This window comes from Delftia sp. ZNC0008 (assembly GCF_000799035.1).
GTDB classification, from domain to species: domain Bacteria; phylum Pseudomonadota; class Gammaproteobacteria; order Burkholderiales; family Burkholderiaceae_C; genus Comamonas; species Comamonas tsuruhatensis.
The window spans coordinates 15,613-42,463 of the sequence record NZ_JTKZ01000295.1 but is presented as its reverse complement, the minus strand read 5'-3'; the positions used below and the strand labels follow the sequence as shown (position 1 = coordinate 42,463).

Annotated in this window: 27 protein-coding genes and 1 tRNA gene; 16 read left to right on the top strand and 12 right to left on the bottom strand. The window is 64.8% G+C overall.

The window, feature by feature from the left end:
- Nucleotides 1-1,598: mechanosensitive ion channel family protein (locus L995_RS10145; protein ID WP_047471348.1), on the top strand; the 1,598-nt coding region annotated here is incomplete at its 5' end.
- On the opposite strand, the gene L995_RS10140 is transcribed toward L995_RS10145, so the two are convergent.
- Both L995_RS10140 and L995_RS10135 read right to left on the bottom strand, forming a co-directional pair.
- The gene (locus L995_RS10140) at nucleotides 1,595-2,500 is read right to left on the bottom strand and encodes an N-formylglutamate amidohydrolase (RefSeq protein WP_016445662.1); all 906 of its coding nucleotides are present in this window, start codon (nucleotides 2,498-2,500) and stop codon (nucleotides 1,595-1,597) included. The genes L995_RS10145 and L995_RS10140 overlap by 4 nt on opposite strands.
- Nucleotides 2,500-3,492 carry a tripartite tricarboxylate transporter substrate binding protein BugE gene (locus L995_RS10135; protein ID WP_047471346.1) on the bottom strand — a complete coding sequence of 331 codons (993 nt, stop codon included), beginning with the start codon at nucleotides 3,490-3,492 and terminating at the stop codon, nucleotides 2,500-2,502. The genes L995_RS10140 and L995_RS10135 overlap by 1 nt, the downstream gene beginning before the upstream one ends.
- 140 nt (nucleotides 3,493-3,632) lie before the next feature.
- On the opposite strand from L995_RS10135, the gene L995_RS10130 reads away from it, so the two are divergent.
- Nucleotides 3,633-4,556, top strand: a complete 924-nt coding sequence (locus tag L995_RS10130) for a LysR substrate-binding domain-containing protein (RefSeq protein ID WP_047471343.1) — start codon at nucleotides 3,633-3,635, stop codon at nucleotides 4,554-4,556.
- 55 nt (nucleotides 4,557-4,611) lie between these two features.
- On the opposite strand, the gene L995_RS10125 is transcribed toward L995_RS10130, so the two are convergent.
- On the bottom strand, nucleotides 4,612-4,887 hold the full coding sequence (locus L995_RS10125; RefSeq protein ID WP_016445659.1) for a hypothetical protein: 276 nt from the start codon (nucleotides 4,885-4,887) through the stop codon (nucleotides 4,612-4,614).
- 72 nt (nucleotides 4,888-4,959) lie between these two features.
- Here L995_RS10125 and hemA point away from each other — a divergent pair, with 72 nt between their 5' ends.
- The 5 genes from hemA (at nucleotide 4,960) to L995_RS10100 (ending at nucleotide 10,400) form a co-directional block, all read left to right on the top strand.
- A complete protein-coding gene (hemA, locus tag L995_RS10120) occupies nucleotides 4,960-6,285 on the top strand; it encodes a glutamyl-tRNA reductase (RefSeq protein ID WP_017405531.1) in 1,326 nt (441 codons plus the stop codon).
- A 125-nt stretch (nucleotides 6,286-6,410) separates the two neighbouring features.
- The gene (prfA, locus tag L995_RS10115; protein ID WP_016445657.1) at nucleotides 6,411-7,493 is read left to right on the top strand and encodes a peptide chain release factor 1; all 1,083 of its coding nucleotides are present in this window, start codon (nucleotides 6,411-6,413) and stop codon (nucleotides 7,491-7,493) included.
- A gap of 10 nt (nucleotides 7,494-7,503) precedes the next feature.
- The gene (prmC, locus tag L995_RS10110) at nucleotides 7,504-8,373 is read left to right on the top strand and encodes a peptide chain release factor N(5)-glutamine methyltransferase (RefSeq protein WP_047471340.1); all 870 of its coding nucleotides are present in this window, start codon (nucleotides 7,504-7,506) and stop codon (nucleotides 8,371-8,373) included.
- 116 nt (nucleotides 8,374-8,489) lie between these two features.
- Nucleotides 8,490-8,813, top strand: coding sequence for a Grx4 family monothiol glutaredoxin (gene grxD / locus L995_RS10105; protein ID WP_012207276.1), 324 nt, complete (start codon nucleotides 8,490-8,492; stop codon nucleotides 8,811-8,813).
- A 213-nt stretch (nucleotides 8,814-9,026) separates the two neighbouring features.
- The gene (locus tag L995_RS10100; protein WP_047471338.1) at nucleotides 9,027-10,400 is read left to right on the top strand and encodes a hemolysin family protein; all 1,374 of its coding nucleotides are present in this window, start codon (nucleotides 9,027-9,029) and stop codon (nucleotides 10,398-10,400) included.
- 54 nt (nucleotides 10,401-10,454) lie between these two features.
- On the opposite strand, the gene L995_RS10095 is transcribed toward L995_RS10100, so the two are convergent.
- The gene (locus tag L995_RS10095; protein WP_016451028.1) at nucleotides 10,455-11,108 is read right to left on the bottom strand and encodes a lytic transglycosylase domain-containing protein; all 654 of its coding nucleotides are present in this window, start codon (nucleotides 11,106-11,108) and stop codon (nucleotides 10,455-10,457) included.
- Nucleotides 11,105-12,850: a proline--tRNA ligase gene (locus L995_RS10090; protein ID WP_047471337.1), complete on the bottom strand. Its 1,746-nt coding sequence runs from the start codon at nucleotides 12,848-12,850 to the stop codon at nucleotides 11,105-11,107. Before L995_RS10090 ends, L995_RS10095 begins: the two co-directional genes overlap by 4 nt.
- 93 nt (nucleotides 12,851-12,943) lie before the next feature.
- Here L995_RS10090 and L995_RS10085 point away from each other — a divergent pair, with 93 nt between their 5' ends.
- Nucleotides 12,944-13,630 (top strand): RNA pyrophosphohydrolase, encoded by a 687-nt coding sequence (locus L995_RS10085; protein WP_016445652.1) that lies wholly within the window; start codon nucleotides 12,944-12,946, stop codon nucleotides 13,628-13,630.
- Nucleotides 13,631-13,701: 71 nt separating this feature from the next.
- Here the strand turns inward: L995_RS10085 and proB are convergent, their stop codons facing one another.
- The 4 genes from proB to rplU all read right to left on the bottom strand — a co-directional run bounded on the left by proB (nucleotide 13,702) and on the right by rplU (nucleotide 16,783).
- Nucleotides 13,702-14,850 carry a glutamate 5-kinase gene (gene proB, locus L995_RS10080; protein WP_016445651.1) on the bottom strand — a complete coding sequence of 383 codons (1,149 nt, stop codon included), beginning with the start codon at nucleotides 14,848-14,850 and terminating at the stop codon, nucleotides 13,702-13,704.
- A gap of 83 nt (nucleotides 14,851-14,933) precedes the next feature.
- Complete coding sequence (gene cgtA / locus L995_RS10075) at nucleotides 14,934-16,049, bottom strand: Obg family GTPase CgtA (protein WP_016451026.1); 1,116 nt, start codon at nucleotides 16,047-16,049, stop codon at nucleotides 14,934-14,936.
- A 149-nt stretch (nucleotides 16,050-16,198) separates the two neighbouring features.
- A complete protein-coding gene (rpmA, locus tag L995_RS10070) occupies nucleotides 16,199-16,456 on the bottom strand; it encodes a 50S ribosomal protein L27 (RefSeq protein WP_012207283.1) in 258 nt (85 codons plus the stop codon).
- A 15-nt stretch (nucleotides 16,457-16,471) separates the two neighbouring features.
- Nucleotides 16,472-16,783: a 50S ribosomal protein L21 gene (gene rplU / locus L995_RS10065; protein WP_012207284.1), complete on the bottom strand. Its 312-nt coding sequence runs from the start codon at nucleotides 16,781-16,783 to the stop codon at nucleotides 16,472-16,474.
- 230 nt (nucleotides 16,784-17,013) lie between these two features.
- On the opposite strand from rplU, the gene L995_RS10060 reads away from it, so the two are divergent.
- The 8 genes from L995_RS10060 to L995_RS10025 all read left to right on the top strand — a co-directional run bounded on the left by L995_RS10060 (nucleotide 17,014) and on the right by L995_RS10025 (nucleotide 23,823).
- A complete protein-coding gene (locus tag L995_RS10060; protein WP_047471336.1) occupies nucleotides 17,014-17,943 on the top strand; it encodes a polyprenyl synthetase family protein in 930 nt (309 codons plus the stop codon).
- Nucleotides 17,944-17,974: 31 nt separating this feature from the next.
- Nucleotides 17,975-18,051 (top strand) — tRNA-Pro (locus tag L995_RS10055).
- Between the two features lie 128 nt (nucleotides 18,052-18,179).
- Nucleotides 18,180-19,922, top strand: coding sequence for a type IV-A pilus assembly ATPase PilB (pilB, locus tag L995_RS10050; protein WP_034364744.1), 1,743 nt, complete (start codon nucleotides 18,180-18,182; stop codon nucleotides 19,920-19,922).
- 38 nt (nucleotides 19,923-19,960) lie between these two features.
- On the top strand, nucleotides 19,961-21,178 hold the full coding sequence (locus L995_RS10045) for a type II secretion system F family protein (protein ID WP_016445610.1): 1,218 nt from the start codon (nucleotides 19,961-19,963) through the stop codon (nucleotides 21,176-21,178).
- The gene (locus L995_RS10040) at nucleotides 21,178-22,071 is read left to right on the top strand and encodes a prepilin peptidase (protein ID WP_047471333.1); all 894 of its coding nucleotides are present in this window, start codon (nucleotides 21,178-21,180) and stop codon (nucleotides 22,069-22,071) included. The genes L995_RS10045 and L995_RS10040 overlap by 1 nt, the downstream gene beginning before the upstream one ends.
- Nucleotides 22,072-22,085: 14 nt before the next feature.
- A complete protein-coding gene (gene coaE / locus L995_RS10035) occupies nucleotides 22,086-22,724 on the top strand; it encodes a dephospho-CoA kinase (RefSeq protein ID WP_016445608.1) in 639 nt (212 codons plus the stop codon).
- Nucleotides 22,725-22,813: 89 nt separating this feature from the next.
- Nucleotides 22,814-23,569 (top strand): cell division protein ZapD, encoded by a 756-nt coding sequence (gene zapD, locus L995_RS10030; protein ID WP_016445607.1) that lies wholly within the window; start codon nucleotides 22,814-22,816, stop codon nucleotides 23,567-23,569.
- Nucleotides 23,569-23,823, top strand: a complete 255-nt coding sequence (locus L995_RS10025) for a DNA gyrase inhibitor YacG (RefSeq protein ID WP_016451023.1) — start codon at nucleotides 23,569-23,571, stop codon at nucleotides 23,821-23,823. The genes zapD and L995_RS10025 overlap by 1 nt, the downstream gene beginning before the upstream one ends.
- A 10-nt stretch (nucleotides 23,824-23,833) precedes the next feature.
- Here the strand turns inward: L995_RS10025 and L995_RS10020 are convergent, their stop codons facing one another.
- The 3 genes from L995_RS10020 to argJ form a co-directional block, all read right to left on the bottom strand.
- Entirely contained in the window at nucleotides 23,834-24,340 is a 507-nt protein-coding gene (locus tag L995_RS10020; protein WP_016445605.1) for a (deoxy)nucleoside triphosphate pyrophosphohydrolase, read from the bottom strand.
- A gap of 50 nt (nucleotides 24,341-24,390) precedes the next feature.
- Nucleotides 24,391-25,347: an ATP-binding protein gene (locus L995_RS10015; RefSeq protein WP_047471330.1), complete on the bottom strand. Its 957-nt coding sequence runs from the start codon at nucleotides 25,345-25,347 to the stop codon at nucleotides 24,391-24,393.
- 165 nt (nucleotides 25,348-25,512) lie between these two features.
- Complete coding sequence (gene argJ / locus L995_RS10010) at nucleotides 25,513-26,745, bottom strand: bifunctional glutamate N-acetyltransferase/amino-acid acetyltransferase ArgJ (protein WP_047471328.1); 1,233 nt, start codon at nucleotides 26,743-26,745, stop codon at nucleotides 25,513-25,515.
- Nucleotides 26,746-26,851: the final 106 nt, after the last annotated feature.

Here is a 26,851-nt window from a genome sequence, read left to right as displayed (position 1 = left end):
CCGCGTCGCTGGACGCGCTGGCCAAGGCCAGCGTGCAGGTCACGCTGTTCGGCGCCTTCGTGGTGTCGCTGGGCCAGACCCTGCTGTCGCGCAAGCGCAGCTCATGGCGCCTGCCCGGCGTGTCGGACGAGCTGGCCGAGCGGCTCAGCCCCTACCCCTGGTGGATTGCGGCAGGTGCCGCGATCAACGGCCTGGTGACCGAGGTCAACGCCATCATCGGCGCCAGCCTGGCCGCCGAGGTCACGGTGCACGCCCTGTCGGCCCTGCTGATTTCGGCCGTGGTCATGCTGGCCCTGCGGCATCTGCGCGCGCCGGCGCCAGTGGCGCAGGAATACGGCGCCCAGGCGGAGCCCGCGCCGCCCCGGCCCTTGTGGGTGGGACTGCTCGTGGCCTGCGCGGCGGTGGCCAGCATTGCCACCATTGCACTGGCCGTGACCGGCTATGTGGCGCTGGCCGGCACGCTGGCACGCCAGATGGTGTGGACTGGCGTGGTCTTTGCCACCACCTACCTGCTGTTCCAGCTGGGCGACGATCTGTGCGAGGCCCTTCTGTCGTCCAAGGGCAGTTTCGGCACCCGGCTGAACCAGGGCCTGGGCATCGAGGGGCGGCTGCTGGACCAGGCCTCGGTCCTGGTCTCGGGACTGTTGCGCGTGGCCCTGCTGTTCTACATGGTGATCGCCCTGCTGGCCCCGCTGGGCACGGGGCCCGACGAGGTGTTCCGCCGTGGCAGCACGGTCAATCACAGCCTCAAGGTGGGCGACTTCACCATGGCGCCCCAGGCCCTGTTCACCGCGTTTGCGGTGATCGTCACGGGCCTGATCGTGATCCGCGTGATCAAGCGCTGGCTGACGGACCGCTACTTCCCCAACACCTCGCTGGAGCCTGGCATGCGCAGCTCCATCACCACGCTGCTGGGCTATGTGGGCGGCATCTTCGTGGTGGCCGTGGCGCTGGCGGGGCTGGGCATCAGCGTGGAGCGCATCGCCTGGGTGGCCAGCGCGCTGTCGGTGGGCATTGGCTTTGGCCTGCAGGCCATCGTGCAGAACTTCATCTCGGGCCTGATCCTGCTGGCCGAGCGGCCCGTGAAAGTGGGCGACTGGGTGGTGCTGGGCGATACCGAGGGCGACGTGCGCCGCGTCAACGTGCGCGCGACCGAGATCCAGCTTGGCGACCGCTCCACCGTCATCGTGCCCAACTCGGAATTCATCACCAAGACCGTGCGCAACATGACGCTGGCCGGCGCGCCCGGGCGGGTGCTGCTGCGCCTTCCCGCACCGCTGGACACGGATGCCGAGCGCATGCGCACCCTGATCCTGGAAGCCTTTCGCGCGCATGAAGGCATCCTGGACACGCCCGAGCCTTTGGTGCAGCTCGAAGGCATCGCCAACGGCACGCTGACCTTTCTGGCCATCGGCTACGTCGGCAATCCGCGCAATGCGGGTGGCGTGCGCAGCGATGTGCTGTTCAGCATCCTGGCCTCGCTCAAGGGCGCAGGCCTGTACCTGTCACCACCGGCCACCACTTCGGTGGCGGCACCCGTGGTGACAGGTACGCCGGGCTCGCCGACCATGCCCGGTGATCCGGCCAGCCCGGCCTAGCCGCGCCTTGCCATTTCCGATCGCACATGCGCCGCGACCACGGCCATCAGCTCACGCAGATGGCCGCGCAGCGGCTCGAATCCCGCATTGGGCTCGCGCGTGTCCTCGTCCATGTAGACCGGGCGGCGGATCTCGATCTGCAGGCTGTGCCGGCCCAGGTGCGGCTGGCCTATGCGCCCGATCAGCTCCACGCCCTTGTAGGGCTCGTTGTAGGCCACGCTATAGCCAAAGCCCGCCAGCGTCTCGCCCACCAGCTGGATGAACTCGGGCGCGCAGGTCGTGCCGTCGCGGTCGCCCAGCACGAAGTCGGCCAGCGGCGGCGCGTCGGTACGGCCCAGGCGCTTGTAGACATCGTTGGGCATGGAGTGCAGGTTCAGGTGCCAGACGCCGCCAAAGCGCTGCACGCTGCCATCGATGGCCTGCGCCAGCGCCGCATGGTAGGGGCGCCAGTAGCGCGCGATGCGGTGCTCCACCTCGGCCACCGTGCGCGGACGGTCATACAGCGGCGTTGCCACGCCGTCGCGGCTGATGCGCTGCCAGATCAGGCCCAGGCCCTGGCGCGTCTTGACGCTGGGCGCCAGGGGCACGGGCCACTGGCCGTCGATCTGGGCCGGGTCCAGGTCGGCCTCGCTGCGGTTGGGGTCGATGTAGGTGCGCGGAAAGGTGGCCTCGATCAGCGTCGCGCCATGCGCGGGCCACTGGTCCCAGAGCGCGGCCACATGCGTGTCCTCGCCACGGCGCAGCAGGGACATGGGCACGGCGTGGCCGAAATCCTCGGGATAGGAGGTGCCGCTGTGCGGCGAGTCGCAGACGATGGGCAGCGCCTCGCCCATTGCGGGATGCACCACGACCGGGGTGTCCGGCCGGGGGCGCAGGAAATCCGACTGTGCCATGCGGTCCATCAGTCGAGCTTGATGTTGGCGCGCTTGGCCACGGCCGTGTAGCGCTCGATGGCGGCCTTGATCTGCTTGGCGAATTCCTCGGGCGTGTTGCCCATGGATTCGCCCGAGATGGATTTTTGCTTTTCCAGGTAGTCAGGCATGGCCATGGCCTTGTGCGCGGCGGCATTGAGCTTGTCGATGATGGGGCGCGGCGTGCCGGCCGGCGCAACCAGGCCGAACCAGCCGCCATCGCCCATCTGCGCAAAGCCCAGCTCGGTGTACGTAGGCACGTCGGGCAGCACGTCGGCGCGCTTGAAGGCCAGCACGGCCAGCGGGCGCAGCTTGCCGTCCTTGATGTGGGGCAGCGTGGAGGGCAGGTTGTCCGTCATGGCGTTGACCTGGCCGCCCAGCGCGTCGGTGATGGCCTGGCCCGCGCCCTTGTAGGGGATGTGCAGCAGGTCGATGCCCGCCAGGTTCATGAAGTTCTCGATATTGGCGTGGCCCAGCGAACCCGTGCCCGGCGAGGCAAAGCTGTACTTGCCCGGGTTGGCCTTGGCCAGGGCGATGAACTCCTTCATGGTCTTGGCGGGCACGCTGGCGTTGACCACGAATACGCTGGGCACCGACATCACATTGGTGATGGGCGCGAAGTCCTTGATCGGGTCATAGGGCAGCTTGCGGAAGATCGCCGGGTTGGAGCCGTGCGTGCTCACCGTGGCCATGCCGATGGTGTAGCCGTCCGGCGCGGCACGCGCGATTTCGGAAGCGCCGATGGAGCCGCCGGCTCCGCCGCGGTTGTCCACCACCACGGGCTTGCCGAGGATCACGCTCATCTTCTCGGCCAGCAGGCGCGCCACCATGTCGGTGGAGCCACCGGCTCCGAACGGCACGACCAGGCGGATCGGACGGCTGGGATAGTCGGCCGCCGGGCCCTGGGCCCAAGCGGCGGGAGCCAGAAGAGCGGTGGCGGCGCAGGCGGCCAGGCTGGACAACAGGGTGCGGCGCATTGCCATGGGATGTTTCCTATCTTGGTTGGGGGTGGCGGCAAAGCACGGGCTCTGCGGAACAGGCGCCGATTCTGGACAGCCGCCGCATCCGCGAAAAGAGACAAGACGGCAAGCAACCATGACCAACCGTCATAATTGCGCCCGTCATGCGCATGCACTCCCCCTCGCTTTCCGAGCTGCACGCCTTCGCGGCGGCCGCGCGCCTGGGCAGCTATTCGCTGGCGGCCCGGGAGCTGTATGTCACCCAGGGCGGCATCAGCCGCGCCATCGCCCGGCTGGAAGAGCACCTGGGCTTTGCGCTGTTCGAGCGTCAGGGCCGGGGCAGCGTGCTGACCGAAGCCGGCCGCGAATACCTGCAGGCCGTGGAGCCCGCCGTACACGCCATCGAATCGGCATCCGCGGCCGCACGCAGGCGCCACTTCGGCCCGCAACTGCGGCTGTCGGTGGTGCCCACGCTGTTCAGCCATTGGCTGATTCCGCGCCTGCCACACTTCAACGCCCTGCATCCGGGCATCGCCCTGTCGTTCGCGCCCTATCGGCGCGACGATCCGCTGTCGGCCGCCGAGATAGACGGCTGGCTGCGCGTGGGCAGCGAGCCCTGGCCCGCCCACGTGGTGGCCGACTATGTGGTGGGCCGCGATCTGGTGCCCATCTGCCATCCGAGAGAACTGCAGGGCCCGCGGCCCATCCGCAGCCCCCGGGACGTGCTAGCACGCCCGCTGCTGTTCCACACCAACTATCCGGGCAACTGGGCCCGCTGGATGTCCCATCTGAACCTGCCCGGACCCTGCCCCGCACCGGCAGCCGATTTCGAGCTGGTGGCCCTGCTGGTACAGGCCGTGGCCGCCGGCATGGGCGTGGCCCTGGTGCAGCGCTGCCTGGTCGAGGAAGACCTGGCCGCCGGCCGCGTGGCCCTTGCCTTGCCTGCGCCCGTCCACATCGAACGCGGCTACTTTCTGTGCCGTCCCGCCACGCGGGCACCTTCCGAAGCCTTTGCGCAGTTCCGCGAATGGCTGCTGGAGCAGGCCGCGCCGGGCGCCGTGCCTCCAGCCGCAGTCTCAGGCCCCTGATCGCCAGGAGAAACGCCCTCTTCCGTTGATCTGCATCAATCTTTGCTGTCAGCCATCAGCGCCAGCCGCGTGAAAACACCCACTGGCAAAGCGCCATCACCACGACCAGCGCAGCATAGGTGGCCATCTTTGCATCGCGCCCGAACCACCACAGCCCCGCCAGCAGCACCAGTGCACCAACAATGAAATTGATAGCAACCTGTGACCACCAGGCCATGGATTGCTGCGATTTCCCATAGATCAAAAGCGCGCACAACATCAGGGCCGGCGACAGGAAAAGTGCAGGCGCCAGGAAGTTCAGCCAATGATTCGTACTCGCAATCCATCCCATCTGCGGGCTCCGATTCCAGGGTGTTGTGATCAGGGATGCCTGAAACTGCGCGAAATTTTATAATCCCGGGTTATGGCAGTCTGGGCACTCGGCATCAACCACCACACGGCTCCGCTCGATATGCGGGGACGTTTCGCGTTCGCGCTCGACCAGATCGTGCCCACGCTGCAGGGCCTGCGCGAATCGCTGACCGGCCCCGGCCGCCAGCACAGTGCGGTAGAGACCGCCATTCTCTCCACCTGCAACCGTACCGAGATCTACTGCGCGGCCGAAATGCCGGCCATGGACCACACGCTGCACTGGCTGGCCAACAGCGGCGGCATCTCGTCCGAATTACTGCGCTCGCACTCCTATCTGCTGGAAGACGGCCATGTGGCGCGCCATGCCTTCCGCGTGGCCAGCGGGCTCGATTCCATGGTGCTGGGCGAGGCCCAGATCCTGGGCCAGATGAAGAATGCCGTGCGCGCCGCAGAGAACGCAGGCGCCCTGGGCAGCACGCTGAACCAGCTGTTCCAGCGCAGCTTCGCGGTGGCCAAGGAAGTGCGCAGCTCCACCGAGATCGGCGCCCACAGCATCAGCATGGCCGCTGCCGCCGTGCGGCTGGCCGGCCAGCTGTTCGAAGACCTGTCCCAGATCCGCGTGCTGTTCGTGGGCGCGGGCGAGATGATCGAGCTGGTCTCCACCCATTTCGCGGCCCGCCACCCCAAGCAGATCATGATCGCCAACCGCACGCTGGAGCGCGGCGAAAAGCTGGCCGCCCAGTTTGGCGCCGGCACCATGCGGCTGGCCGACTTGCCCGAGCATCTGCATGAATACGATGCCGTGATCAGTTGCACGGCCTCCAGCCTGCCCATCATCGGCCTGGGCGCCGTGGAAAGCGCGCTCAAGAAGCGCAAGCACCGCCCCATGTTCATGGTCGATCTGGCCGTGCCGCGCGATATCGAATCCGAGGTCAAGGACCTGCGCGACGTCTACCTCTACACCGTGGACGATCTGGCCACCGTGGTGCGCACGGGCCAGGCCCAGCGCCAGGCAGCGGTCGAGCAGGCAGAAGTCATCATCGACCACGGCGTGCAAAGCTTCATGCACTGGCTGGACCAGCGCCGCCCGCAGGCCGGTGTGGTGCCGCTGATCCGCCAGCTCAACACCCAGACCGATGAATGGCGTGCGCTGGAGATTGCGCGCGCCAAGAAGCTGCTGGCCAAGGGCGAAGACATCGACACCGTGCTGGAGGCCCTGTCGCGCGGCCTCACGCAGAAAATGCTGCACGGCACCCTGGCCGAGCTGCACAAGGGTGACGCCGACCAGCGCACCCAGACCATGGACACGGTCTCGCGCCTGTTCCTGCGCTCCGCGCCAGGCGGTCCGCGCGGCACGACTCCCGACAAGGCGCTCTAGCGGCGCTCGCCCCCTTCAGAGAGCCGCGCGCCCGCGGGTCTCTGGCGCCTCGGCCCACTTCCGGCCACCTCGTTCCCCCGCCGCAGCGCTGCCCCGCGCAGCCCTTCGCACCATCGCCTCACACCATGCAAGACTTTCTGCGCCAACAACTGGAGCGCTACGCCCAGCGCCTTGAAGAACTCGACTTCCTGCTCTCGCGCGAAGACATCATGGGCGACATGAAGCAGTACCGTGCCATCTCGCGCGAGCATGCCGATGTGACGGCCATTGCCGGCCGCTATGCACGCTACCGCCAGCGCGAGGCCGATCTGGCCTCTGCCAGGGACATGCTGGACGATCCCGACATGGAGGAAATGGCGCGCGAGGAAATCTCCGGCGCAGAGATCGAGCTGGTGCAGCTGGAAGATGAACTGCAGCGCCTGCTCCTGCCCAAGGACCCCGATGACGCGCGCAACGCCTACCTGGAAATCCGCGCGGGCACGGGTGGCGATGAATCTGCCCTGTTCGCAGGCGATCTGGCACGCATGTACACGCGCCACTGCGACGCCGTGGGCTGGAAGGTCGAGATCATGAGCGCCAACGAAAGCGAGCTGGGCGGCTACAAGGAAGTGGTGCTGCGCGTGGAAGGCACCGACGTCTATGGCCGCCTGCGCTTCGAATCCGGCGGCCACCGCGTGCAGCGCGTGCCTGCCACCGAGACCCAGGGCCGCATCCACACCAGTGCCTGCACCGTGGCCGTCATGCCCGAGCCCGACGAAACCCAGGCCATCACGCTCAACCCGGCCGACCTGCGCATCGACACCTTCCGTGCCAGCGGCGCCGGAGGCCAGCACATCAACAAGACCGACTCGGCCGTGCGCGTGGTCCACCTGCCCACGGGCATCGTCGCCGAGTGCCAGGACGGCCGCAGCCAGCACAGCAACAAGGCCAAGGCCCTGCAGGTGCTGCAGGCGCGCCTGCAGGAAAAGGAGCGCAGCGAGCGCGAGGCCAAGGAGGCCGCGCTGCGCAAGGGCCTGATCGGCAGCGGCGACCGCAGCGACCGCATCCGCACCTACAACTTCCCCCAGGGCCGGCTCACCGACCACCGCATCAACCTCACCATCTACAAGCTGCTGGCCGTGATGGAAGGCGACCTGGGCGACGTGCTCGACGCGCTGCAGGCCGCACGCGAGGCCGAACTGCTGGCCGAGCTGCAGGTCAACAGCTGAGGCGCGGGCCATGGTCAACCTACCCACCATCAAAGAGGCTCTGCAGCACTCCCAGGCCCAGGGGCTTGCTCGCATCGATGCGCAAATGCTGCTGCTGCATGTGCTCGGACGCCAGGCCGGCGGCCGCGCCTGGCTGCTCACCCACGACGGGGACGCGCTGACCGCGCCCCAGGCCGGCGTCTATGCCGCGCTGTGCACACGCCGACTGCGCGGGGAGCCCGTCGCCTACCTGGTGGGCCACAAGGAGTTCTACGGGCTGGATCTGGCCGTGGACGCACGCGTGCTCGACCCTCGCCCCGATACCGAAACCCTGGTGGACTGGGCGCTGGAGCTGATACCCGCCCAGGCCCCGAGCGGCCCCGCATGCCGTGTGGCGGATCTGGGCACCGGCAGCGGAGCGATTGCCCTGGCCCTGCAGAGCCAGCGCCCCGGCGCCACCGTGTGGGCCGTGGATGCCAGTGCCGACGCGCTGGCCGTGGCCAGCGCCAATGCCACGCACCTGCAGCTGGGCGTGCGGTTTGCGCATGGCAGCTGGCTGGAGCCGCTGGCAGGCCAGGCGCCGTTCAACCTCATCGTCAGCAATCCGCCCTATATCCGCGACGGCGATCCGCACTTGCTGGCGTTGGAGCATGAGCCGCTGTCGGCTCTGGCCAGCGGCGCCGATGGCCTGTCCGACATCCACGCCATCGTCGCGCAGGCGCCTGCGCTGCTGGCCAGCGGCGGCTGGCTGCTGCTCGAGCATGGCTGGGACCAGGCCGATGCCGTGGCCGCCCTGCTGCGCAATGCCGGCTTTGGCGACGTGCAGCATCGCCACGACCTGGGCGGCATTGCCCGCTGCACGGGCGGGCAATGGCAAGGGCAGGCCAGAGCTCTGACCTGAGCTCTGGCCTGGGCGTAGCAATCCCGCATGCTTTCAAAGTCCGCGCCGAGAGTGAAATAATCCCATCCATGCCGCCGCGCCTGCGGCGCCCACCACGACCCCGGAGCACCACACAGATGAGCGACACCCAGCAACGCATCGACCAACTGGTCAAAAGCAACAACATCCTGCTGTTCATGAAGGGCAGCGCCAGCTTTCCCATGTGCGGTTTCTCGGGCCGCGCCATCCAGATTCTCAAGGCCTGCGGCGTGGAGACCAAGGACATCTCCACCGTCAACGTGCTGGAGGACCAGGAAATCCGCCAGGGCATCAAGGACTACAGCAACTGGCCCACGATCCCCCAGCTCTACGTGCAGGGCGAGTTCATCGGCGGCTCGGACATCATGATGGAGATGTACGAATCCGGCGAGTTGCAGCAGCTGCTGGCACCCAAGGCCTGAGAGTTCGCAGGCTTGCGACTCGCGCGCAGCACCCGCCTGCGCCCGCTGCTGCGCAGAATCAAGCCACCCTTGGGTGGCTTTTTTTCGCCCGTGCCGGACTGCCAGCGCACTGCCCGGGCATGCCACAAGGCCAGGGGCATGTGATGTGTGGTCGAATGGACACATCTTTCACATCCGGAAAACCGCGCCTGCGCCCGCTTCTCCGCCTTGCCTATGAGTCTGTCCCAAAGTCTGCTGTTGATCGTCGCACTGATACTGACCAGTGCCTTCTTCTCCGTGGCCGAGATCTCGCTGGCCGCCTCGCGGCGCCTGCGGCTTCGGCAGATGGCGGAGGACGGGGAGCCACGCGCCGAACAGGTCATGAAGATGCAGGCCCAGCCGGGCGAGTACTTCACGGTCACGCAGATTGGGCTGAATGCCGTCGCCATCCTGGGCGGCGTGGTGGGCGAAGGGGCATTGACCCCCTATCTGGCCGAGCTGCTGATGCTCTGGCTGCCTGACAGCCGTGCGCAGACCGTGGGCTTCCTGCTCTCGTTCGCCAGCGTCACCTCCCTGTTCATTCTGTTCGCCGACCTGCTGCCCAAGCGCCTGAGCATGGCCGAGCCCGAGGCCCTGGCCATCCGCGTGCTGCGCCCCATGCTCTGGTGCATGGCCGTGCTCAAGCCCCTGGTCTGGTGCTTCAACCACCTGGCCGACGCCGTTGCCAAGCTGTTCGGCCTGCCCACGGTGCGCGATGACCGCATCACGCACGAAGACATCCTGGCCATGACCGAAGCCGGCGCACGCGCAGGCGTGCTGGCCGCGAAGGAGCAGCAGGTGATCGCCAACCTGTTCGAACTTGACTCGCGCACCATCGGCTCGGCCATGACGCAGCGCGACCGCATCGCCTACTTCCACCGCGACGACCCCGATGAACTGATCCGGGTCCGCATTGCCGAGGAGCCTTTTTCCACTTACCCCGTCTGCGACGGCGACATCGACCACATCGTCGGCTATGTCGATGCCAAGGACCTGTTCCAGCGCGCGCTGAACAACCAGCCCCTGTCGCTCATGGACGACTCCCTGGTCCACAAGGTGCTGGTCGTGCCGGACCGCCTGACGCTGGCCGAGGTGCTGGAGCAGTTCCGCCAGGTGCATGAGGACTTTGCCGTCATCGTCAACGAATACAGCCTGGTGGTCGGCGTGGTCACGCTCAATGACGTGATGAGCACGGTGATGGGCGGCTTGGTCAGCCCGGGCGACGAGGAACAGATCCTGCGCCGCGACGAGAACTCCTGGCTGATCGATGGCGTCACGCCGGTCGAGGATGTGATGCAGGCCCTGGAGCTCGACGAGTTGCCGCATTCCGAGGACTACGAAACCCTGGGGGGCTTCCTCATGGTCATGCTTCGGCGCATTCCCAGGCGCACGGACACCGTGCAATGGGGCGGCTACCGCTTCGAGGTCATGGACGTGGACAGCTACCGCATCGACCAGGTGCTGGTCACACGCATGTCGGGCAGCAGCCCGGCCGCCCCGCCCAACGCAGGCGACACGGCCGCCGCCGTGGCCAAGGTGTCCAGCATGTCGCCGGACACGTCGTCCTGAAAACGCAGCAAGGCAGGCCTGCAGGACTGCCGCCAGGCGCCAGCCTGCGGCCCCTCAGGCCGAGCGCGAGGGCTCGATCTCCCAGCGGCGCTGCGCAGCGAACACCGCATTCGGGTACTGGGGCTGTCCCCGGCTGCCGTTGTAGCGGCCCAGCGCCATGTAGGCATCGCCTTTTTCGCGGTCCAGATAGTGGCGCAGGATCACGCAGCCAAAGCGCAGATTGGTCTGCATGTGAAACAGCTTGCCGATGTCTCCATCGCCGATCAGCCGCATCCAGAACGGCATGATCTGCATGTAGCCGCGTGCACCCACGCTGGAGATGGCGAACTTGCGGAACGCGCTCTCCACCTGCACCAGCCCCATCACCAGAGAGACTTCCAGGCCGGCACGCTTGGACTCGTACCAGACGGTTTGCAGGAACTCCAGCCTCGTCGCCAGCTCCGGCTTGCGCGAACGCAGGCGCTCGCTGCTGGCCGTGAGCCAGCGAAGGTAGTCCAGCCGGGCCTCGGTGGAGGCAAAGCGCAGCTCGGGCGGCGCCGATCCCGTGACGGCGGAACTCAGCGCAGTGCGCACCGAATCGGCCAGCGGCTCCTCCAGCTGGCCACCGGCCCAGGCGGGCGCGGCCACCGCGCCCAGCAAGGGCGCAGCACCCAGCGAAGCCGCCAGGCGCAGGCAATCGCGGCGCGCTATCACGGGGGCCTGGCTCACAGACCCAGCCTCTGCTTGAGATGGCCCAGCACATCGGCAGCGGCCATCTTGGTCGCTTCCGTGTCGCGGCGATGCTGGTACTCGACCTGGCCTTCCTTGAGGCCCCGGTCGGACAGCACCACGCGGTGCGGCACGCCAATCAGTTCCCAGTCGGCAAACATGGCGCCCGGGCGTTCGCCGCGGTCGTCCAGGATCACGTCCACGCCCAGTGCCAGCAACTCGGCATGCAGCTTCTCGGCGGCTTCCTTCACGGGCTCGCTGCGGTCCATGCCGATGGGACAGACCACCACGGTGAAGGGTGCAATCGCGTCGGGCCAGATGATGCCGCGCTCATCATGGTTCTGCTCGATGGCGGCAGCCGGCAGGCGTGTCACGCCAATGCCGTAGCAGCCCATTTCAAACAGCGAGGGCTTGCCGTTCTCGGCCAGGAAGGTGGCGTTCATGGCCTGGGAGTACTTGGTGCCCAGGTAGAACACATGGCCGACTTCAATGCCGCGCTCAATGGCCAGCTCGCCTGCGCCATCGGGCGACTTGTCGCCGGCCACCACATTGCGCAGGTCAGCCACGACATCGGGCTCGGGCAGGTCACGGCCGAAGTTCACGCCGGTGATGTGGAAGTCGGCCTCGTTCGCACCGCAAACCCAGTCGGCCATCACGGCCACCTCGCGGTCCACGACCAGCTTCACGGGCTGCTTCAGGCCGATGGGCCCCAGGTAGCCGGGCTGGCAGCCGAAGTGCTCCTCGATTTCGGCCACAGTGGCAAAGCGGAAGCCCACGTCCAGGCCCGGCACCTTGGCCACCTTGATCTCGTTCATTTCATGATCACCGCGCAGCAGCAGCAGCCAGATCTGGCTGCCTGCCACCTCGCCCTTGTCGTCGAGCTTGTCGGTGGCCAGCACCAGGGACTTCACCGTCTGCGACAGCGGCAGGCCCAGCTGGGCGGCCACGGATTCGCAGGTGCTGTTGCCCGGCGTTGCCACACGGGCCATGGCCTGGGCTGCAGCGGGACGGGGGCCTGCAGGCGCCAGGGCCTCGGCCTTCTCGATATTGGCGGCGTAGTCGCTGCTGGGGCAGTAGACGATGGCGTCTTCGCCCGTGGAGGCGATCACCTGGAATTCCTCGCTCAGATCACCGCCGATGGCGCCGCTGTCGGCACGCACGGCACGGTACTGCAGGCCGAAGCGATCGAAGATGCGCTTATAGGCCGCGCGCATGGTCTGGTAGCTGATCTGGGCGGTATCGCGGTCCTTGTCGAAGGAATAGGCGTCCTTCATGATGAACTCGCGGCCGCGCATCAGGCCAAAGCGCGGGCGGCGCTCATCGCGGAACTTGGTCTGGATCTGGTAGAAATTCTTGGGCAGCTGCTTGTAGCTCTTGAGCTCCTGGCGCGCAATGTCCGTCACCACCTCTTCGCTGGTGGGCTGGATCACGAAGTCACGGCCATGGCGGTCCTTGATGCGCAGCAGCTCGGGGCCCATCTTCTCGAAGCGGCCGGTCTCCTCCCACATCTCGGCAGGCTGGACCACGGGCATGGTCACTTCCACGGCACCGGCACGGTTCATTTCCTCGCGCACGATGGCCTCGACCTTGCGGATCACGCGCAGCCCCATGGGCATGTAGTTATAGATGCCTGCGCCCAGCTTCTTGATCAGGCCGGCCCGCGTCATGAGCTTGTGGCTGACCACTTCGGCATCGGCCGGCGCTTCCTTGAGGGTGGAGATGAAAAATTGGGAGGCTTTCATGGATCAGGGACTTCGCGGGAATCGGGGCAGCGTGCTTGCCGCTGGCAAGGCACCGTGCATAATGGACACAATTCAGAAAATTGGGGTTCGATTATGCTTGACCGGGACGGATTTCGCCCGAACGTCGGCATCATCCTGCTCAACCAAAAGAACCAGGTGTTCTGGGGCAAGCGCATCCGCACCCACAGCTGGCAGTTTCCACAGGGCGGCATTGACCGGGGGGAGACACCCGAACAGGCCATGTTCCGGGAACTGCACGAGGAAGTGGGGTTGATGCCCAACCACGTTCGCGTGGTCGCCCGCACCCGGGACTGGTTGCGCTACGAGGTGCCAGACCGGTACATCCGCCGCGATGCGCGCGGACACTACAAAGGCCAGAAGCAGATCTGGTATTTGCTGCAGCTCATGGGTCACGACTGGGATTTGAACCTGCGTGCCACCGACCACCCCGAATTCGACGCCTGGCGCTGGAATGACTACTGGGTGCCATTGGACGTAGTGGTGGAGTTCAAGCGCGGCGTCTATGAGATGGCCCTGACCGAGCTGGCCCGGTTCCTGCCGCGCGGCGAACAGCAACGCAACCGTTATCTGCGCAGTGGCATGCGCCCCAGGGAAGCCCATGAGCAGGGTCCTGAGACATACACTGCGCCGGGTTTGCATCCAGCACGCTCAGGCAGCTTTCGCGTCAATCCCGGCATGGAGTTGCCGCCTGGCGCCTGTTTCGATCCTGATCCACAGTCGGGGCAGCAAGCCCTGCAACCCGATCCAGGCAAGGCCTGAAATCGGGCCAGAGCCATACGCAAAAGCGCACCCGAGGGTGCGCTTTTTCTTGGCCTTGAGGGTCTGGCGCCTCAGTGCCCCGCAATCACCATGTTGTCGCGGTGCACCATCTCCGGGCCTGCGGAATAGCCCAGCAGGCGCTCGATCTCCACCGAGCTTTTGCGACACAGCAGCCGCGCCTCGGCACTTGCATAGTTGGCCAGCCCACGCGCCACCTCGATACCCAGGGCATCGCGCACCGCGATCACATCGCCACGGGCGAACTCGCCATCCACATTCACCATGCCGATGGGCAGCAGGCTCTTGCCTTCGTCGCGCAGCTTGGCCACGGCGCCGGCATCCACGGACACGGAGCCGCGCAGTTGCAGATGGTCTGCAATCCACTGCTTGCGCGCCTGGTTCTTGTGCGTCTGCGCCAGGAGCAGCGTGCCGATGGACTCGCCTGCCGCCAGACGCACCAGCACGTCCTGCTCACGCCCCCAGGCGATGACGGTTGAAGCACCCGAGCCCGCCGCGCGCTTGGCCGCGAGGATCTTGGTGATCATCCCGCCCTTGCCAATGGACGAGCCCGCGCCTCCGGCCATCTCCTCCAGCGCCGGGTCGCCGGCATTGGCCACATCGATGAAACGCGCATCGGGATTGCTGCGCGGGTCGGCGCTGTAAAGGCCTCGCTGATCGGTCAGGATGACCAGGGCATCGGCCTCGATCAGATTGGCAACCAAAGCGCCCAAGGTATCGTTGTCACCGAACTTGATCTCGTCGTTGACCACGGTGTCGTTCTCGTTGATCACCGGCACGATGCCCAGCTCCAGCAGCGTCAGCAAGGTGTTGCGCGCGTTGAGATAGCGCTCGCGGTCCGCGAGGTCGGCATGCGTGAGCAGCACCTGCGCACTGCCCATGCCCTGTTCGCGCAACTTGGACTCGTACATCTGTATCAGGCCCATCTGCCCCACGGCCGCAGCGGCCTGCAGTTCATGAATCTCCTTGGGCCGTGCAATCCAGCCCAGACGCTTCATGCCTTCGGCCACCGCGCCGCTGGAGACCATGATTACCTCGCGCCGCCGGCCTCCATGGCTTTCATCCCCGCGCACCAGGGCCGCCAGTTGGCGGCTCCATTCCTGGATCGCGGCCTCATCAAGACCGCGACCTTCATTGGTCACCAGGCTGGAGCCGACCTTGACCACGATGCGATGGGCATCACGCAACAAGTTGGAAGACATGGATGGATAGTGATTCTTGCAGCGCAGGCCGAGGCAGACCCCGCCGCTGTTGTGATCAAGGCAATGGGTGGGACAGGCCGCTCTTACTCGGAATCGCGGGGAGCAAAACGCGGGTCGGTGAGATCCACGCCATCACCCTCGACTTCGACGAAGCGTGGATCGATTTCCTTGGGACCGGCCTCGATCTGCTGCTGTTCATGCACATGCTTGTAGATGGTGCGGATCAGCACTTCGCAGCCTTCGCGCGTCAGGGCGGAAATCTCGAACACCGGACCCTTCCACTTGAAGCGCTTGACGAAGTCCTTGACGCGTGCGGCGCGCTCCTCGGCCGGCACCATGTCCAGCTTGTTGAGCACCAGCCAGCGCGGCTTGTTGTACAGCTCGGCATCGTACTTCTGCAACTCGCCCACGATGGCCTTGGCCTGGGCCACGGGATCCACGCTGTCATCGAACGGCGCCAGGTCCACCACATGCAGCAGCAATCGGGTGCGCTGCAGGTGACGCAGGAACTGGTGGCCCAGGCCGGCACCTTCCGACGCGCCTTCGATCAGCCCGGGGATATCGGCCACCACAAAGCTTTGCTCGGCGGCAACACGAACCACGCCCAGATTGGGATGCAGCGTGGTGAACGGATAGTCGGCAATCTTGGGACGCGCATTGGAGACTGCGGCGATGAAGGTGGATTTGCCCGCATTGGGCATGCCCAGCAGACCCACGTCGGCCAGAACCTTGAGCTCCAGCTTGAGGTTCTTGCGCTCACCGGGCCAGCCAGGCGTCTTTTGCCGTGGCGCGCGGTTGATGGCGCTCTTGAAGCGCAGGTTGCCGTAGCCGCCATCCCCGCCCTTGGCAATGGTCACCACCTCGCCGGGCGTCAACAGTTCGTAGAGCACCTCCCCGGTTTCGGCATCGCTGATGATGGTGCCAACCGGCATGCGCAGCGTGATGTCGTTGCCTGCGGCACCGAACATGTCCGAGCCCTTGCCGTGCTCGCCGCGCGTGGCATCGTGGCGACGCGAGAAGCGGTAGTCCACCAGGGTGTTGAGATTGACGTCGGCCACCGCGTAGACATGGCCTCCACGGCCGCCATCTCCTCCATCGGGACCACCGAATTCCTTGTATTTTTCGTGCCGGAATGACACGCAGCCATTGCCGCCATCACCGGCAGCAATGTCGATATAAGCTTCGTCGACGAACTTCATGAGGCATCCAGTTTACAAAAAGCAGTGTGCACCAGACAGCCCCAGGCCACACCTCAGAGACGGAAAAGGGGACGAGCGCACGATGCACCGCCCTCCTGAAACGACAAAGCCCCGACAGGTCGGGGCTTCGAGCGTCGAAGTGACAGAGCTTAGGCAGCCGTCACGTTGACCGTGTGCTTGGACAGTGCACCCTTGACAGCAAACGACACGTGGCCGTCCACCAGAGCGTACAGGGTGTGGTCCTTGCCCACGCCGACGTTGTCGCCGGGGTGGAACTTGGTGCCACGTTGGCGCACGATGATCGAGCCGGCGGTGATCAACTCACCACCAAAAGCCTTCACGCCGAGCATTTTGGGCTTGGAATCGCGCCCGTTTCGCGTAGAGCCGCCGCCTTTTTTCTGTGCCATGACTCAGCTCCTGGATTAAGCAGCGATCGCCACGATCTGCAGCTCGGTGAACTGCTGGCGATGGCCTTGGCGCTTCTGATAATGCTTACGACGGCGCATCTTGAAGATGTGCACTTTGTCGTGCTTGCCGTGAGCAACCACGGTTGCCTTGACAGACGCACCGGACACCAGAGGTGTGCCGACCTTGATTTCAGCGCCGTTGCCGACTGCCAGAACCTGATCGATCACAACTTCTTGGCCTACGTCCGCAGCAATCTGTTCTACCTTGATCTTTTCGCCAGCTGCAACGCGATACTGCTTGCCGCCGGTTTTTATGACTGCGTACATTTAAACCTCTTGAATTTGAGAGTTCCGCGAACGAATTTCCACGGAAGCCGGAGATTCTAGCACGCACTCACATTCCTTGCATGAAGCGCTCCCCTCCTTCGCCCAAACAACCGCCAGAGCGGGTCGCAGGCAGGGTCGCTCTTCCTATAATTGACGATCCACTTGGCGCCCGCAGTACCTTGACCACAGCTCTCTCCACCCCCAATCCGCTTGCCCTGATCACTGACGACATGCGCGAGGTGGATCATGTGATTGCCCAGCGCCTGACGACCACCGTCCCGCTGATTGCCCAGATCTCCCAGTACATCATCGCTGCAGGCGGCAAGCGCCTGCGGCCCGCCCTGCTGCTCATGGTCTGCAATGCATTGGGATACGAAGGCAAGGACAGGCATGTCCTGGCTGCCGTGGTCGAACTGATTCATACAGCCACCCTGCTGCACGACGACGTCGTGGATGAATCCACGCTGCGTCGCGGCCGCCCGACGGCCAACGAGACCTTCGGCAATCCGGCCAGCGTGCTGGTCGGCGACTTCCTGCACTCGCGCTCCTTCCAGATGATGGTGGAAGTCGGCAGCATGCGCGTGCTCAAGATTCTCTCGGATGCCACCAACGTGATCGCCGAGGGCGAGGTCCAGCAGCTGATCAACACGCACGATGCCTCGCTGGACGAAGCAGGCTATCTGCACGTCATCCGCTCCAAGACCGCCCAGTTGTTCGAAGCCAGCGCCCAGCTGGGCGCCGTGCTGGCCGACGCGCCCCGCGAAATCGAGCAGGCCTGCGCCAGCTATGGCCAGGCGCTGGGCACGGCCTTCCAGATCATTGACGACGTACTCGACTATGCAGGCGATGCCCAGGAAATGGGCAAGAACCTGGGCGATGACCTGCGCGAAGGCAAATGCACCCTCCCCCTGATTGCCGCCATGCAACGCGGCACACCTGAGCAGGCAGCCATTGTGTGTGCCGCCATCGAACAGGGCTCCACCGAGCAACTGACCGCTGTAGTGGATATCGTGCGCAGCACAGGTGCGCTGGACGTGGCACGCGAGGCCGCACATGCCGAGGCACGCCGCGCCATCGACGCAATAAATGTGCTCCCAAGCAATTTGCATACGGCAAGTTTGCTACAATTGGCGTCTCAGCTTTTGGAGCGACGCACCTGATTCAGGCTGCTCGCTTTTTCTACAAAAGCAACGGGGTGTAGCTTAGCCTGGTAGAGCGCTACGTTCGGGACGTAGAGGCCGGAGGTTCGAATCCTCTCACCCCGACCATCTGGTCATTCCATCTCCATCACACCCTTGCGCCAGGTTCAAGACCCAGGCGTGTAACAGTGTGTCTGGCATTCCAAGTGCTCAGTGATGATAGGATAAATGTCCTTTCCTCTCACACGTCTTGCTACATGGCTGTTGCTGACTCCTCGCTCAAGAATGCATCCGCTGTCGCATCGCTTCCCGGCATCGGGCGGGCCTTGATTTCAGCAGGCAAGGTATCGCAACAGGCAGCGGAAGCGGCTGCCGGCAAGGCCGCCACCAATCGCACCTCGTTCATTGCAGAACTGAGCGTCGCCGGCACCCTCTCTGCCCTGGAAGTGGCGGAGACGGTTTCCACCATGTTCAGCGCGCCGCTGCTCGATCTTGATGCGGTCGACGCCATGCGCCTGCCGCAGGATCTGTTGGACGCCAAGATCATCAGCACCTATCGCGTCCTGCCTCTGAGCAAGCGCGGCAACCGCCTCACGGTGGCCACCGCCGACCCGACGCAGCAGGAAGCCGCCGAGCAGATCAAGTTCACCACCCAGTTGGGCGTGGACTGGATCATCGTCGAGGCCGACAAGCTGGAGCGGCTGATCGCGCAGCAGAACAAAAGCGCCAGCGAGGCCATGGACAGCTATGGCGGCAGCGGCGACTTCGAGTTCGGCGACCTCAAGCCTGATGAGGTGGCAGAGGAAAAGGACAACTCGGCCGCAGCAGACGTCGAAGATGCGCCCATCGTCAAGTTCCTGCACAAAATGCTGCTCGACGCCTTCAACATGCGCGCGTCGGACTTGCATTTCGAACCCTACGAGCACCAGTACCGGGTGCGCTTTCGCATTGACGGCGAGCTGCGTGAAATTGCATCGCCGCCCATTGCCATCAAGGAGAAGCTGGCCTCGCGCATCAAGGTGATCTCGCGCATGGACATCTCGGAAAAGCGTGTCCCGCAGGACGGGCGCATGAAGCTCAAGGTCGGCCCGGACCGCGTCATCGACTTTCGCGTCAGCACGCTGCCCACGCTTTTCGGCGAGAAGATCGTGATCCGTATCCTGGACCCGAGCTCGGCCAGGATGGGCATCGACGCCCTGGGCTATGAACCCGAGGAGAAGGCACGCCTGCTTGAAGCCATCAGCCGCCCCTACGGAATGATTCTGGTCACAGGCCCCACCGGCTCGGGCAAGACAGTGTCGCTGTACACCTGCCTGAACCTGCTGAACAAGGCCGGCGTGAACATCGCCACGGCGGAAGATCCTTCGGAAATCAACCTGCCCGGCGTCAACCAGGTCAATGTGAACGAAAAGGCCGGCCTCACCTTTGCCACTGCGCTCAAGGCTTTTCTGCGCCAGGATCCCGACATCATCATGGTCGGTGAAATCCGCGATCTGGAAACGGCCGACATCTCGATCAAGGCAGCGCAAACCGGCCACTTGGTGCTGTCCACCCTGCACACCAATGACGCACCGACCACGTTGACGCGCATGCGCAACATGGGCATTGCGCCCTTCAACATCGCATCGAGCGTGATCCTGATCACCGCCCAGCGCCTGGCCAGACGCCTGTGCCCTCAATGCAAGGAGCCGGCTGACATTCCGCGGGAGGCCCTGATCGATGCAGGCTACGACGATGCGGACATTGACGGCAGCTGGGTCACCTACAGGCCCGTCGGCTGTCCGGCATGCAACAACGGCTACAAGGGCCGCGTAGGCATCTATCAGGTGATGCCTATCAGCGAGGAAATCCAGCGCATCATCCTGCAGGACGGCAGTGCGCTGGAGATCGCCGCACAGGCCAAGCGCGAAGGCGTGCGGTCGCTGCGTGGCTCGGGTTTGCACAAGGCCAGACAGGGACTGACCTCGCTCGAAGAAGTGCTGGCAGTCACCAATGAGTAAATAGCGCGGACAGCGCAGACAACAAACGAGGGAGCACGATGGCCACAGCCGCGTCCAAGGGAATCAAGGAATTTGTCTTCGAATGGGAAGGCAAGGATCGCAACGGCAAGATCATCCGAGGCGAGACCCGGGCCGGGGGCATCAACCAGGTCCAGGCCATGCTGCGCCGCCAGGGCGTGCTGCCCAGCAAGATCAAGAAGCGCCGCACACGCGGCGGCAAGAGGATCAAGCCCAAGGACATTGCGCTGTTCACCCGCCAGATGGCAACGATGATGAAGGCGGGCGTCCCGCTGCTTCAGGCCTTCGACATTGTCGGACGGGGCAACACCAACCCCAGCGTGACGCGCCTTCTGGCCGATATTCGCGCCGACGTGGAGACCGGCACCTCGCTGAACGCAGCCTATCGCAAGCACCCCATGTACTTCGATAGCCTCTACTGCAATCTGGTGGAGGCGGGCGAAGCGGCCGGTATCCTGGAAGCCCTGCTGGACCGCCTGGCCACGTACATGGAGAAGACCGAGGCCATCAAGTCCAAGATCAAATCGGCGCTGATGTACCCGATCTCGGTCATCGTAGTGGCCTTCATCGTCGTGACCATCATCATGATTTTCGTGATCCCGGCCTTCAAGGAAGTGTTCACCTCGTTCGGCGCCGACCTGCCGGCACCGACGCTGTTCGTGATGGGCATCAGCGATGTCTTTGTCCAATGGTGGTGGTTGATCTTCGGCGTGATTGGCGGCGGTCTCTACTTCTTCATGCAGGCCTGGAAGCGCAACGAGCGCATGCAGCAATTCATGGACCGTACGCTGCTGAAGGTGCCGGTCTTTGGCGTGCTGATCGAGAAATCCTGCGTCGCACGCTGGACGCGCACGCTGTCGACCATGTTTGCCGCGGGCGTCCCATTGGTCGAGGCACTGGATTCTGTCGGCGGCGCATCCGGCAATGCCGTGTATGCCAATGCCACGGAAAAGATCCAGCAGGAAGTCTCCACCGGCACCAGTCTCACCGTGGCCATGACCAATGCCAATGTCTTTCCGTCCATGGTGCTGCAGATGTGCGCCATCGGCGAGGAATCCGGCTCCATCGACCATATGCTGGGCAAGGCGGCCGATTTCTATGAAGAAGAGGTCGATGACATGGTGGCTGGCCTGTCCAGCCTGATGGAGCCCATCATCATTGTTTTCCTGGGCACCCTCATCGGCGGTATCGTGGTTTCGATGTATCTACCCATCTTCAAGCTGGGCCAGGTGGTCTGATGGTTTTGGAGCTCTGGATGCAGGCTGCATTGGGCGGCCTGCTGGGCCTGTTGGTTGGCAGCTTTCTCAACGTGGTGGTGCATAGGCTGCCCCGCATGATGGAGCAGCAATGGAATGCGGAATGCGCCCAATGGGCGCAAGAGCAATCTTCATCCTCCGCCACGCCATCGCCCGCCACAGCGCCGCCGCCTGCCGAGGCGCCCCTGAGCCTGAGCCGCCCCCGCTCGCGCTGCCCGCATTGCGGCCATGCCATCCACTGGTACGAAAACATTCCCGTGCTCAGTTATCTGGCGCTGCGGGGCCGGTGCTCCGAATGCAAGGCGTCGATCAGCATCCGCTATCCGCTGGTGGAATTGGCCTGCGCCGCGCTGTTTGCCTACTGTGCGGCGCAATGGGGCATCACGCCTACAGGCGCTGCCTGGTGCCTTTTCAGTGCGGCCTTGCTGAGCCTGGCATTGATCGACTGGGACACCACACTGCTTCCCGACGACATCACCCTGCCCTTGCTGTGGGCCGGACTGCTGTCGTCGGCGCTGCACTGGACCGCCGTGTCTCTGGCCGACGCGGTATGGGGCGCTGCAGCGGGCTATCTCTCGCTGTGGCTGGTTTACTGGGCCTTCAAGCTGGCCACCGGCAAGGAAGGCATGGGCTACGGCGACTTCAAGCTGTTTGCCGCGCTGGGCGCCTGGTTCGGCTGGCAGGCACTCGTGCCCATCATCCTGATCTCGTCGGTGATTGGCGCCATCGTGGGCATCGCGTTGAAGATCAATAGCCGCCTGCGTGAGGGCGGCTATGTTCCCTTCGGCCCCTTTCTGGCGGGCGCCGGCTTTGCAGCCATGGTGTTCGGACCGCAGCAGATGCTGCAATCCCTATTGGCGGCCTTGGGCCTTTGATTCAACACTGCGGCATGGCCCCCAGCATCGCCCCGCCCTTGCTTGCACGCCCGTTTCGGCTGGGCCTGACGGGCGGCATTGGCAGCGGCAAGAGCACCGTCGCAGCGCAACTGGGCTTGCGCGGAGCGGCCGTGATCGATGCCGACCAGATCTCTCGCAGCCTCACCGCCCCCGAAGGTGCTGCTCTGCCCGAGATAGCGCGCGTCTTCGGGCCCGAACTGATTGATGCCAGCGGCGCCCTGGACCGCACGCGCATGCGCGAACTGGTCTTTCAGCAGCCCTCGGCACGACAGCAGCTGGAGGCCATCGTCCATCCCCTCGTGGCGCAGCAGACGTCCCGGCAAGTGGAGCAGGCCACAGTGGCTGGGTGCCGACTCATCGTGCATGACATTCCCTTGCTCGTGGAGTCCGGCCGCTGGCCTGCCATGCTTGATGCGGTGCTGGTCGTTGACTGCCGCACCGAAACGCAGATCGCTCGCGTGATCGCGCGCAACGGATTGCCACGCGAGGCGGTGCAGGCCATCATCTCGGCCCAGGCCACACGTGCGGCACGGCTGGCAGCCGCCGACTGGGTGCTCTACAACGACGAGGCCATGACGATAGAGGCTTTGCGCGCATGCACCGATCGAATCTCTGCATGGTTCGGGCTATGATGCACGCCATGGCTTGGCCTGTGCGTGTAATTCAGCATGTGCACGACGTAGACAGCTGATTCCTGTGCACCCCGAGGAGCCCAGCAAGCGTGATCCTGTACGAATATCCTTTCAATGAGCGCCTGAGGACCTACCTCCGGTTGGAACAGCTATATCGCCGCCTGAGCGAGTTGCTGTCGCGCGCTCATTCCATCGATCACCATTTTGCGCTGGTCACCATCTTCGAGATCATGGACGTGGCGGCACGTACCGACCTGAAGACGGACGTGCTCAAGGACCTTGAGCGCCACAAAAGCCTGCTCGACAGCCTGCGCGGCAATCCCGACATTGCCGAGCACATGCTTGACCAGGTCTCACGCCATGTGGAGCAGTGCTTTGCCCAGCTCAATGCCCAGAACGGCAAGGCTGGCCAGACCCTGACTGAAAACGAATGGCTGATGGCCGTGCGCAGCCGCATCGGCATCCCCGGCGGCACCTGCGGCTTCGACCTTCCTGCCTATCACGCCTGGCAGTTCCATGATCCCCAGATACGCCTGCGCGATCTGGAGGACTGGGCCAGCACCCTGACCCCGCTGGGTCAGTCGCTGCAATTGCTGCTCAAGCTGCTGCGCGAAACCGGCGTGCCGCAATGGGTGGCTGCCGAAAAAGGCGTGTTCCAGCAGGCCATGCCGCCCGGCCGCAGCTTTCAGCTGCTGCGCCTGCGCATAGACCCGTCGTTGAATCTGGTTCCGGAGATCAGCGGCAACCGCCTGCTGGTTTCGGTGCGCCTGCTCCGCCCCGAGAACGGCGCCAAGCCTCAACCCTGCAGCGAAGATGCCTCGTTCGAGGTCACGCTTTGCAGCTGATGGACAAGACGGCCGACATGCCCTCGAGCGCCCCCGCCCCCCAGCCCGCCAGCCTCTCTTCTGCCGGCCCCACGGTGCGCTGCCCGACCTGTGCAGGCCCCAGCCTGTTCGCACCAGCCAACCGTTTCCGCCCCTTCTGCAGCGAACGCTGCCGCCAGATCGACCTGGGCGCATGGGCCAATGAGGAATTCCGCGTGCCTGCACCGATGCCGCCCGAGGATGCGCCCTTCGGCGATCCTCGCACCGAGCCTTGATCAGGCCCGATCAGGCTTTCGGCTGGCCTGCCTCGTAGAACCCGGCATCGAAAGGCAGCCCGCGTTCCTCGCTCAGCCACTGCAGCACCGGATAGGCACCTGGCAGCACCGGATGCACCTGCAGCGGAAGTTGCTGCCAAGCCATCTGCTGGCCTTCACGCATCTCGAACTCCCCGCTCCAGCGCGTGACCTTGCACCAGTGCAGGCGCACCAGGGCATGCGGATAGTCATGCTCGGTCACCTTCCAGACTTCAGCGGCCGCGATCTCTACGCCCAGTTCCTCTTGCATCTCGCGGCGCAAGGCCTGCTCCACGGTCTCACCGGCTTCGATCTTGCCGCCCGGAAACTCCCAGTAGCCTGCATACGGCTTGCCCGGCGGACGGCTGGTGATCAGCAACGCGCCATCGGACTCGCGAAGCAGCACGCCGACGGCGACCTCGGTGTGCTTGCGCCGCACTGGCGCCTGCGACTCGGCCGCCTCAGCGCGGGCCTTGGGGGAGATTTCTTTTTCAGTCACTTGATCTTTCGCAAAAAAGTCTGCCCAGCCCAGGGCCAGGCAGCAGGTGCTCAGAGTTCAGCCTCTTCAACCAACCCCTGGACATCGGCGATGCCGGTCTGGCGCTGACTCGGGCGCTCGGCACGGCCCGCATAGTCGCGCGCAAACTGGTGGGCCACGCGACCGCTGCGTGAACCGCGCTCCAGCGCCCAGACCAGGGCCTCCGGGCGTGCCGCCTCGATCGTGGCCTGATCCAGGCCCAGGGCCTCCAGCCACTGTGCCACCACGCGCAGGTACTCGTCCTGGCTGAACGGGTAGAAGCTCACCCACAGGCCGAAACGCTCGGACAGCGAGATCTTTTCCTCAATCACCTCGCCGGGATGCAGCTCCCCATCCTCGCCGCGCTGGTAGGTCAGATTCTCGGACTGGTACTCCGGCAGCAGGTGGCGGCGATTGCTGGTCGCATAGACCAGCACGTTCGGGCTGGCGGCGCTGACCGATCCATCCAGAATGGACTTCATGGCCTTGTAGCCAGGCTCGCCTTCCTCAAAGCTCAGATCGTCGCAATAGATGATGAACTTCTCGGGCCGGCCGGCCACCACATCGACGATGTCGGGCAGGTCGGTCAGATCGGCCTTGTCCACCTCGATCAGGCGCAGGCCCTGCGAAGCAAAAGCATGCAGGCAGGCACGGATCAGCGAGGATTTGCCCGTGCCGCGCGCGCCGGTGAGCAGCACGTTGTTGGCCGTGCGGCCGGTCACGAACTGCTCGGTGTTGCGCGCGATCTTGTCCTTTTGCACATCGATGTTCTGCAGGTCGGACAGCTGCATGGCGCCGACATGGCGCACGGGCTCCAGCAAACCGCAGCCGTTGGCGCGCTTGCGATAGCGCCAGGCGATGGCGGTATTCCAGTCTGCGGGGGATTGCAGCGGCTGGGGCAGGATGGCCTCGATGCGCTGCATCAGCTGCTCGGCGCGCTGCACAAGTTGCAGCAAGGGGGCGGCGACGGCTTCTGTGGGCAATGTCATGGATGTCTCTCGAATACGGATCTCACGGCCACCGACGCTGGATATGCCCGGGAATCGAGATGGATCTCATGCCAACGCCAGAGCTTTTGCGCGCCGGCCGCCATTGAAAGCTGGCAGCAGCCAAGCACAAGGCCTGCGGCTGCCGGCGGCACGGTGGGTGGAGAGTCAGGAGCGGTAGTCGGCGTTGATGCTCACGTAGTCGTGGCTCAGATCGCAGGTCCACACGGTCTGCTCGGCCTGCCCTCGGCCCAGTAGCACGCGCACGATGATCTCCTGCTGCTTCATCACGCGCTGGCCGTCTTCCTCCTGATAGGCAGGGTTGCGGCCGCCATTGACTGCGACATGCACATCGTTCAGGTACAGGTCGATCTTGGTCTGGTCCAGATCGTCGATGCTAGCATAGCCCACCACCGCAAGGATGCGGCCCAGGTTCGGATCGCTGGCAAAGAACGCCGTCTTGACCAGGGGTGAATGCGCGATGGAATAGGCCACGAGGCGGCACTCAGCCTCGGTCTTGCCGCCCTCCACCTTGACGGTGATGAACTTGGTGGCGCCTTCGCCGTCGCGCACGATGGCCTGGGCCAGCAGGCGCGACACATCCAGCAATGCAGCCTTCAGGGCCAGGCCTTCGGCACTGGTCAGCGAAGTGATCTGCGCATTGCCGGCCTTGTGCGTGGCCACCAGCACGAAGGAGTCGTTGGTCGACGTGTCGCCGTCGATGGTCACGCGGTTGAAAGATCCGTCGGCCAGTTCCTTGACCAGAGGCTGCAGCAGTTCGGGTGCGATGGCGGCGTCGGTGGCCAGAAAGCCCAGCATGGTCGCCATGTTGGGGCGAATCATGCCCGCACCCTTGCTGATGCCGGTGATGCTCACACGCTTGCCGCCAATATCCACGGCGCGGCTGAAGGCCTTGGGCAGGGTGTCGGTGGTCATGATGCCTTCGGCGGCCGTGCCCCAGTTGTCGGCCTTGGCTGCTGCGATGGCAGTTGGCAGGCCGGCGGCGATGCGATCCACGGGCAGCTCTTCCATGATCACGCCAGTGGAGAACGGAAGGATCTGCTCGGGCTTGAGCTGCAGCAGCGCAGCCAGATCCGCACAGGTGCGACGTGCGCGCGCCAGTCCGTCAGCGCCGGTGCCGGCATTGGCATTGCCTGTGTTGATGACCATGGCACGGATGGCGCCCGCTGTCTGAACCAGATGCTCGCGGCTGACCTGCACAGGCGCTGCGCAGAAACGGTTCTGTGTGAACACGCCAGCCACCGAAGCGCCCTCGTCGAGCAGGAACACGGACAGGTCCTTGCGGTTGGCCTTGCGCACACCGGCTTCGGTGACGCCGATGCGAACGCCGTTGATCGCCAACAGGTCGGCGTGCACGGGAGCGGAGAGATTCACAGGCATTGAGGGGCTTCCTACAGTGAAAGAAAAACGCGCTCCATTATCGGAACAAACCGGGGCGGCACGTATTTCATCGACCTTAAAAAAGAAAACGGCACGGAGTGCATCC

Bases quoted from the DNA above. Each gene is read 5' to 3' on its own strand.
- L995_RS10140 (WP_016445662.1), bottom strand. From the start codon at position 2,500: ATGGACCGCATGGCACAGTCGGATTTCCTGCGCCCCCGGCCGGACACC.
- L995_RS10135 (WP_047471346.1), bottom strand. From the start codon at position 3,492: ATGGCAATGCGCCGCACCCTGTTGTCCAGCCTGGCCGCCTGCGCCGCC.
- L995_RS10130 (WP_047471343.1), top strand. From the start codon at position 3,633: ATGCGCATGCACTCCCCCTCGCTTTCCGAGCTGCACGCCTTCGCGGCG.
- L995_RS10125 (WP_016445659.1), bottom strand. From the start codon at position 4,887: ATGGGATGGATTGCGAGTACGAATCATTGGCTGAACTTCCTGGCGCCT.
- hemA (WP_017405531.1), top strand. From the start codon at position 4,960: ATGGCAGTCTGGGCACTCGGCATCAACCACCACACGGCTCCGCTCGAT.
- prfA (WP_016445657.1), top strand. From the start codon at position 6,411: ATGCAAGACTTTCTGCGCCAACAACTGGAGCGCTACGCCCAGCGCCTT.
- prmC (WP_047471340.1), top strand. From the start codon at position 7,504: ATGGTCAACCTACCCACCATCAAAGAGGCTCTGCAGCACTCCCAGGCC.
- grxD (WP_012207276.1), top strand. From the start codon at position 8,490: ATGAGCGACACCCAGCAACGCATCGACCAACTGGTCAAAAGCAACAAC.
- L995_RS10100 (WP_047471338.1), top strand. From the start codon at position 9,027: ATGAGTCTGTCCCAAAGTCTGCTGTTGATCGTCGCACTGATACTGACC.
- L995_RS10090 (WP_047471337.1), bottom strand. From the start codon at position 12,850: ATGAAAGCCTCCCAATTTTTCATCTCCACCCTCAAGGAAGCGCCGGCC.
- L995_RS10085 (WP_016445652.1), top strand. From the start codon at position 12,944: ATGCTTGACCGGGACGGATTTCGCCCGAACGTCGGCATCATCCTGCTC.
- proB (WP_016445651.1), bottom strand. From the start codon at position 14,850: ATGTCTTCCAACTTGTTGCGTGATGCCCATCGCATCGTGGTCAAGGTC.
- cgtA (WP_016451026.1), bottom strand. From the start codon at position 16,049: ATGAAGTTCGTCGACGAAGCTTATATCGACATTGCTGCCGGTGATGGC.
- rpmA (WP_012207283.1), bottom strand. From the start codon at position 16,456: ATGGCACAGAAAAAAGGCGGCGGCTCTACGCGAAACGGGCGCGATTCC.
- rplU (WP_012207284.1), bottom strand. From the start codon at position 16,783: ATGTACGCAGTCATAAAAACCGGCGGCAAGCAGTATCGCGTTGCAGCT.
- L995_RS10060 (WP_047471336.1), top strand. From the start codon at position 17,014: ATGCGCGAGGTGGATCATGTGATTGCCCAGCGCCTGACGACCACCGTC.
- pilB (WP_034364744.1), top strand. From the start codon at position 18,180: ATGGCTGTTGCTGACTCCTCGCTCAAGAATGCATCCGCTGTCGCATCG.
- L995_RS10045 (WP_016445610.1), top strand. From the start codon at position 19,961: ATGGCCACAGCCGCGTCCAAGGGAATCAAGGAATTTGTCTTCGAATGG.
- L995_RS10040 (WP_047471333.1), top strand. From the start codon at position 21,178: ATGGTTTTGGAGCTCTGGATGCAGGCTGCATTGGGCGGCCTGCTGGGC.
- coaE (WP_016445608.1), top strand. From the start codon at position 22,086: ATGGCCCCCAGCATCGCCCCGCCCTTGCTTGCACGCCCGTTTCGGCTG.
- L995_RS10025 (WP_016451023.1), top strand. From the start codon at position 23,569: ATGGACAAGACGGCCGACATGCCCTCGAGCGCCCCCGCCCCCCAGCCC.
- L995_RS10015 (WP_047471330.1), bottom strand. From the start codon at position 25,347: ATGACATTGCCCACAGAAGCCGTCGCCGCCCCCTTGCTGCAACTTGTG.
- argJ (WP_047471328.1), bottom strand. From the start codon at position 26,745: ATGCCTGTGAATCTCTCCGCTCCCGTGCACGCCGACCTGTTGGCGATC.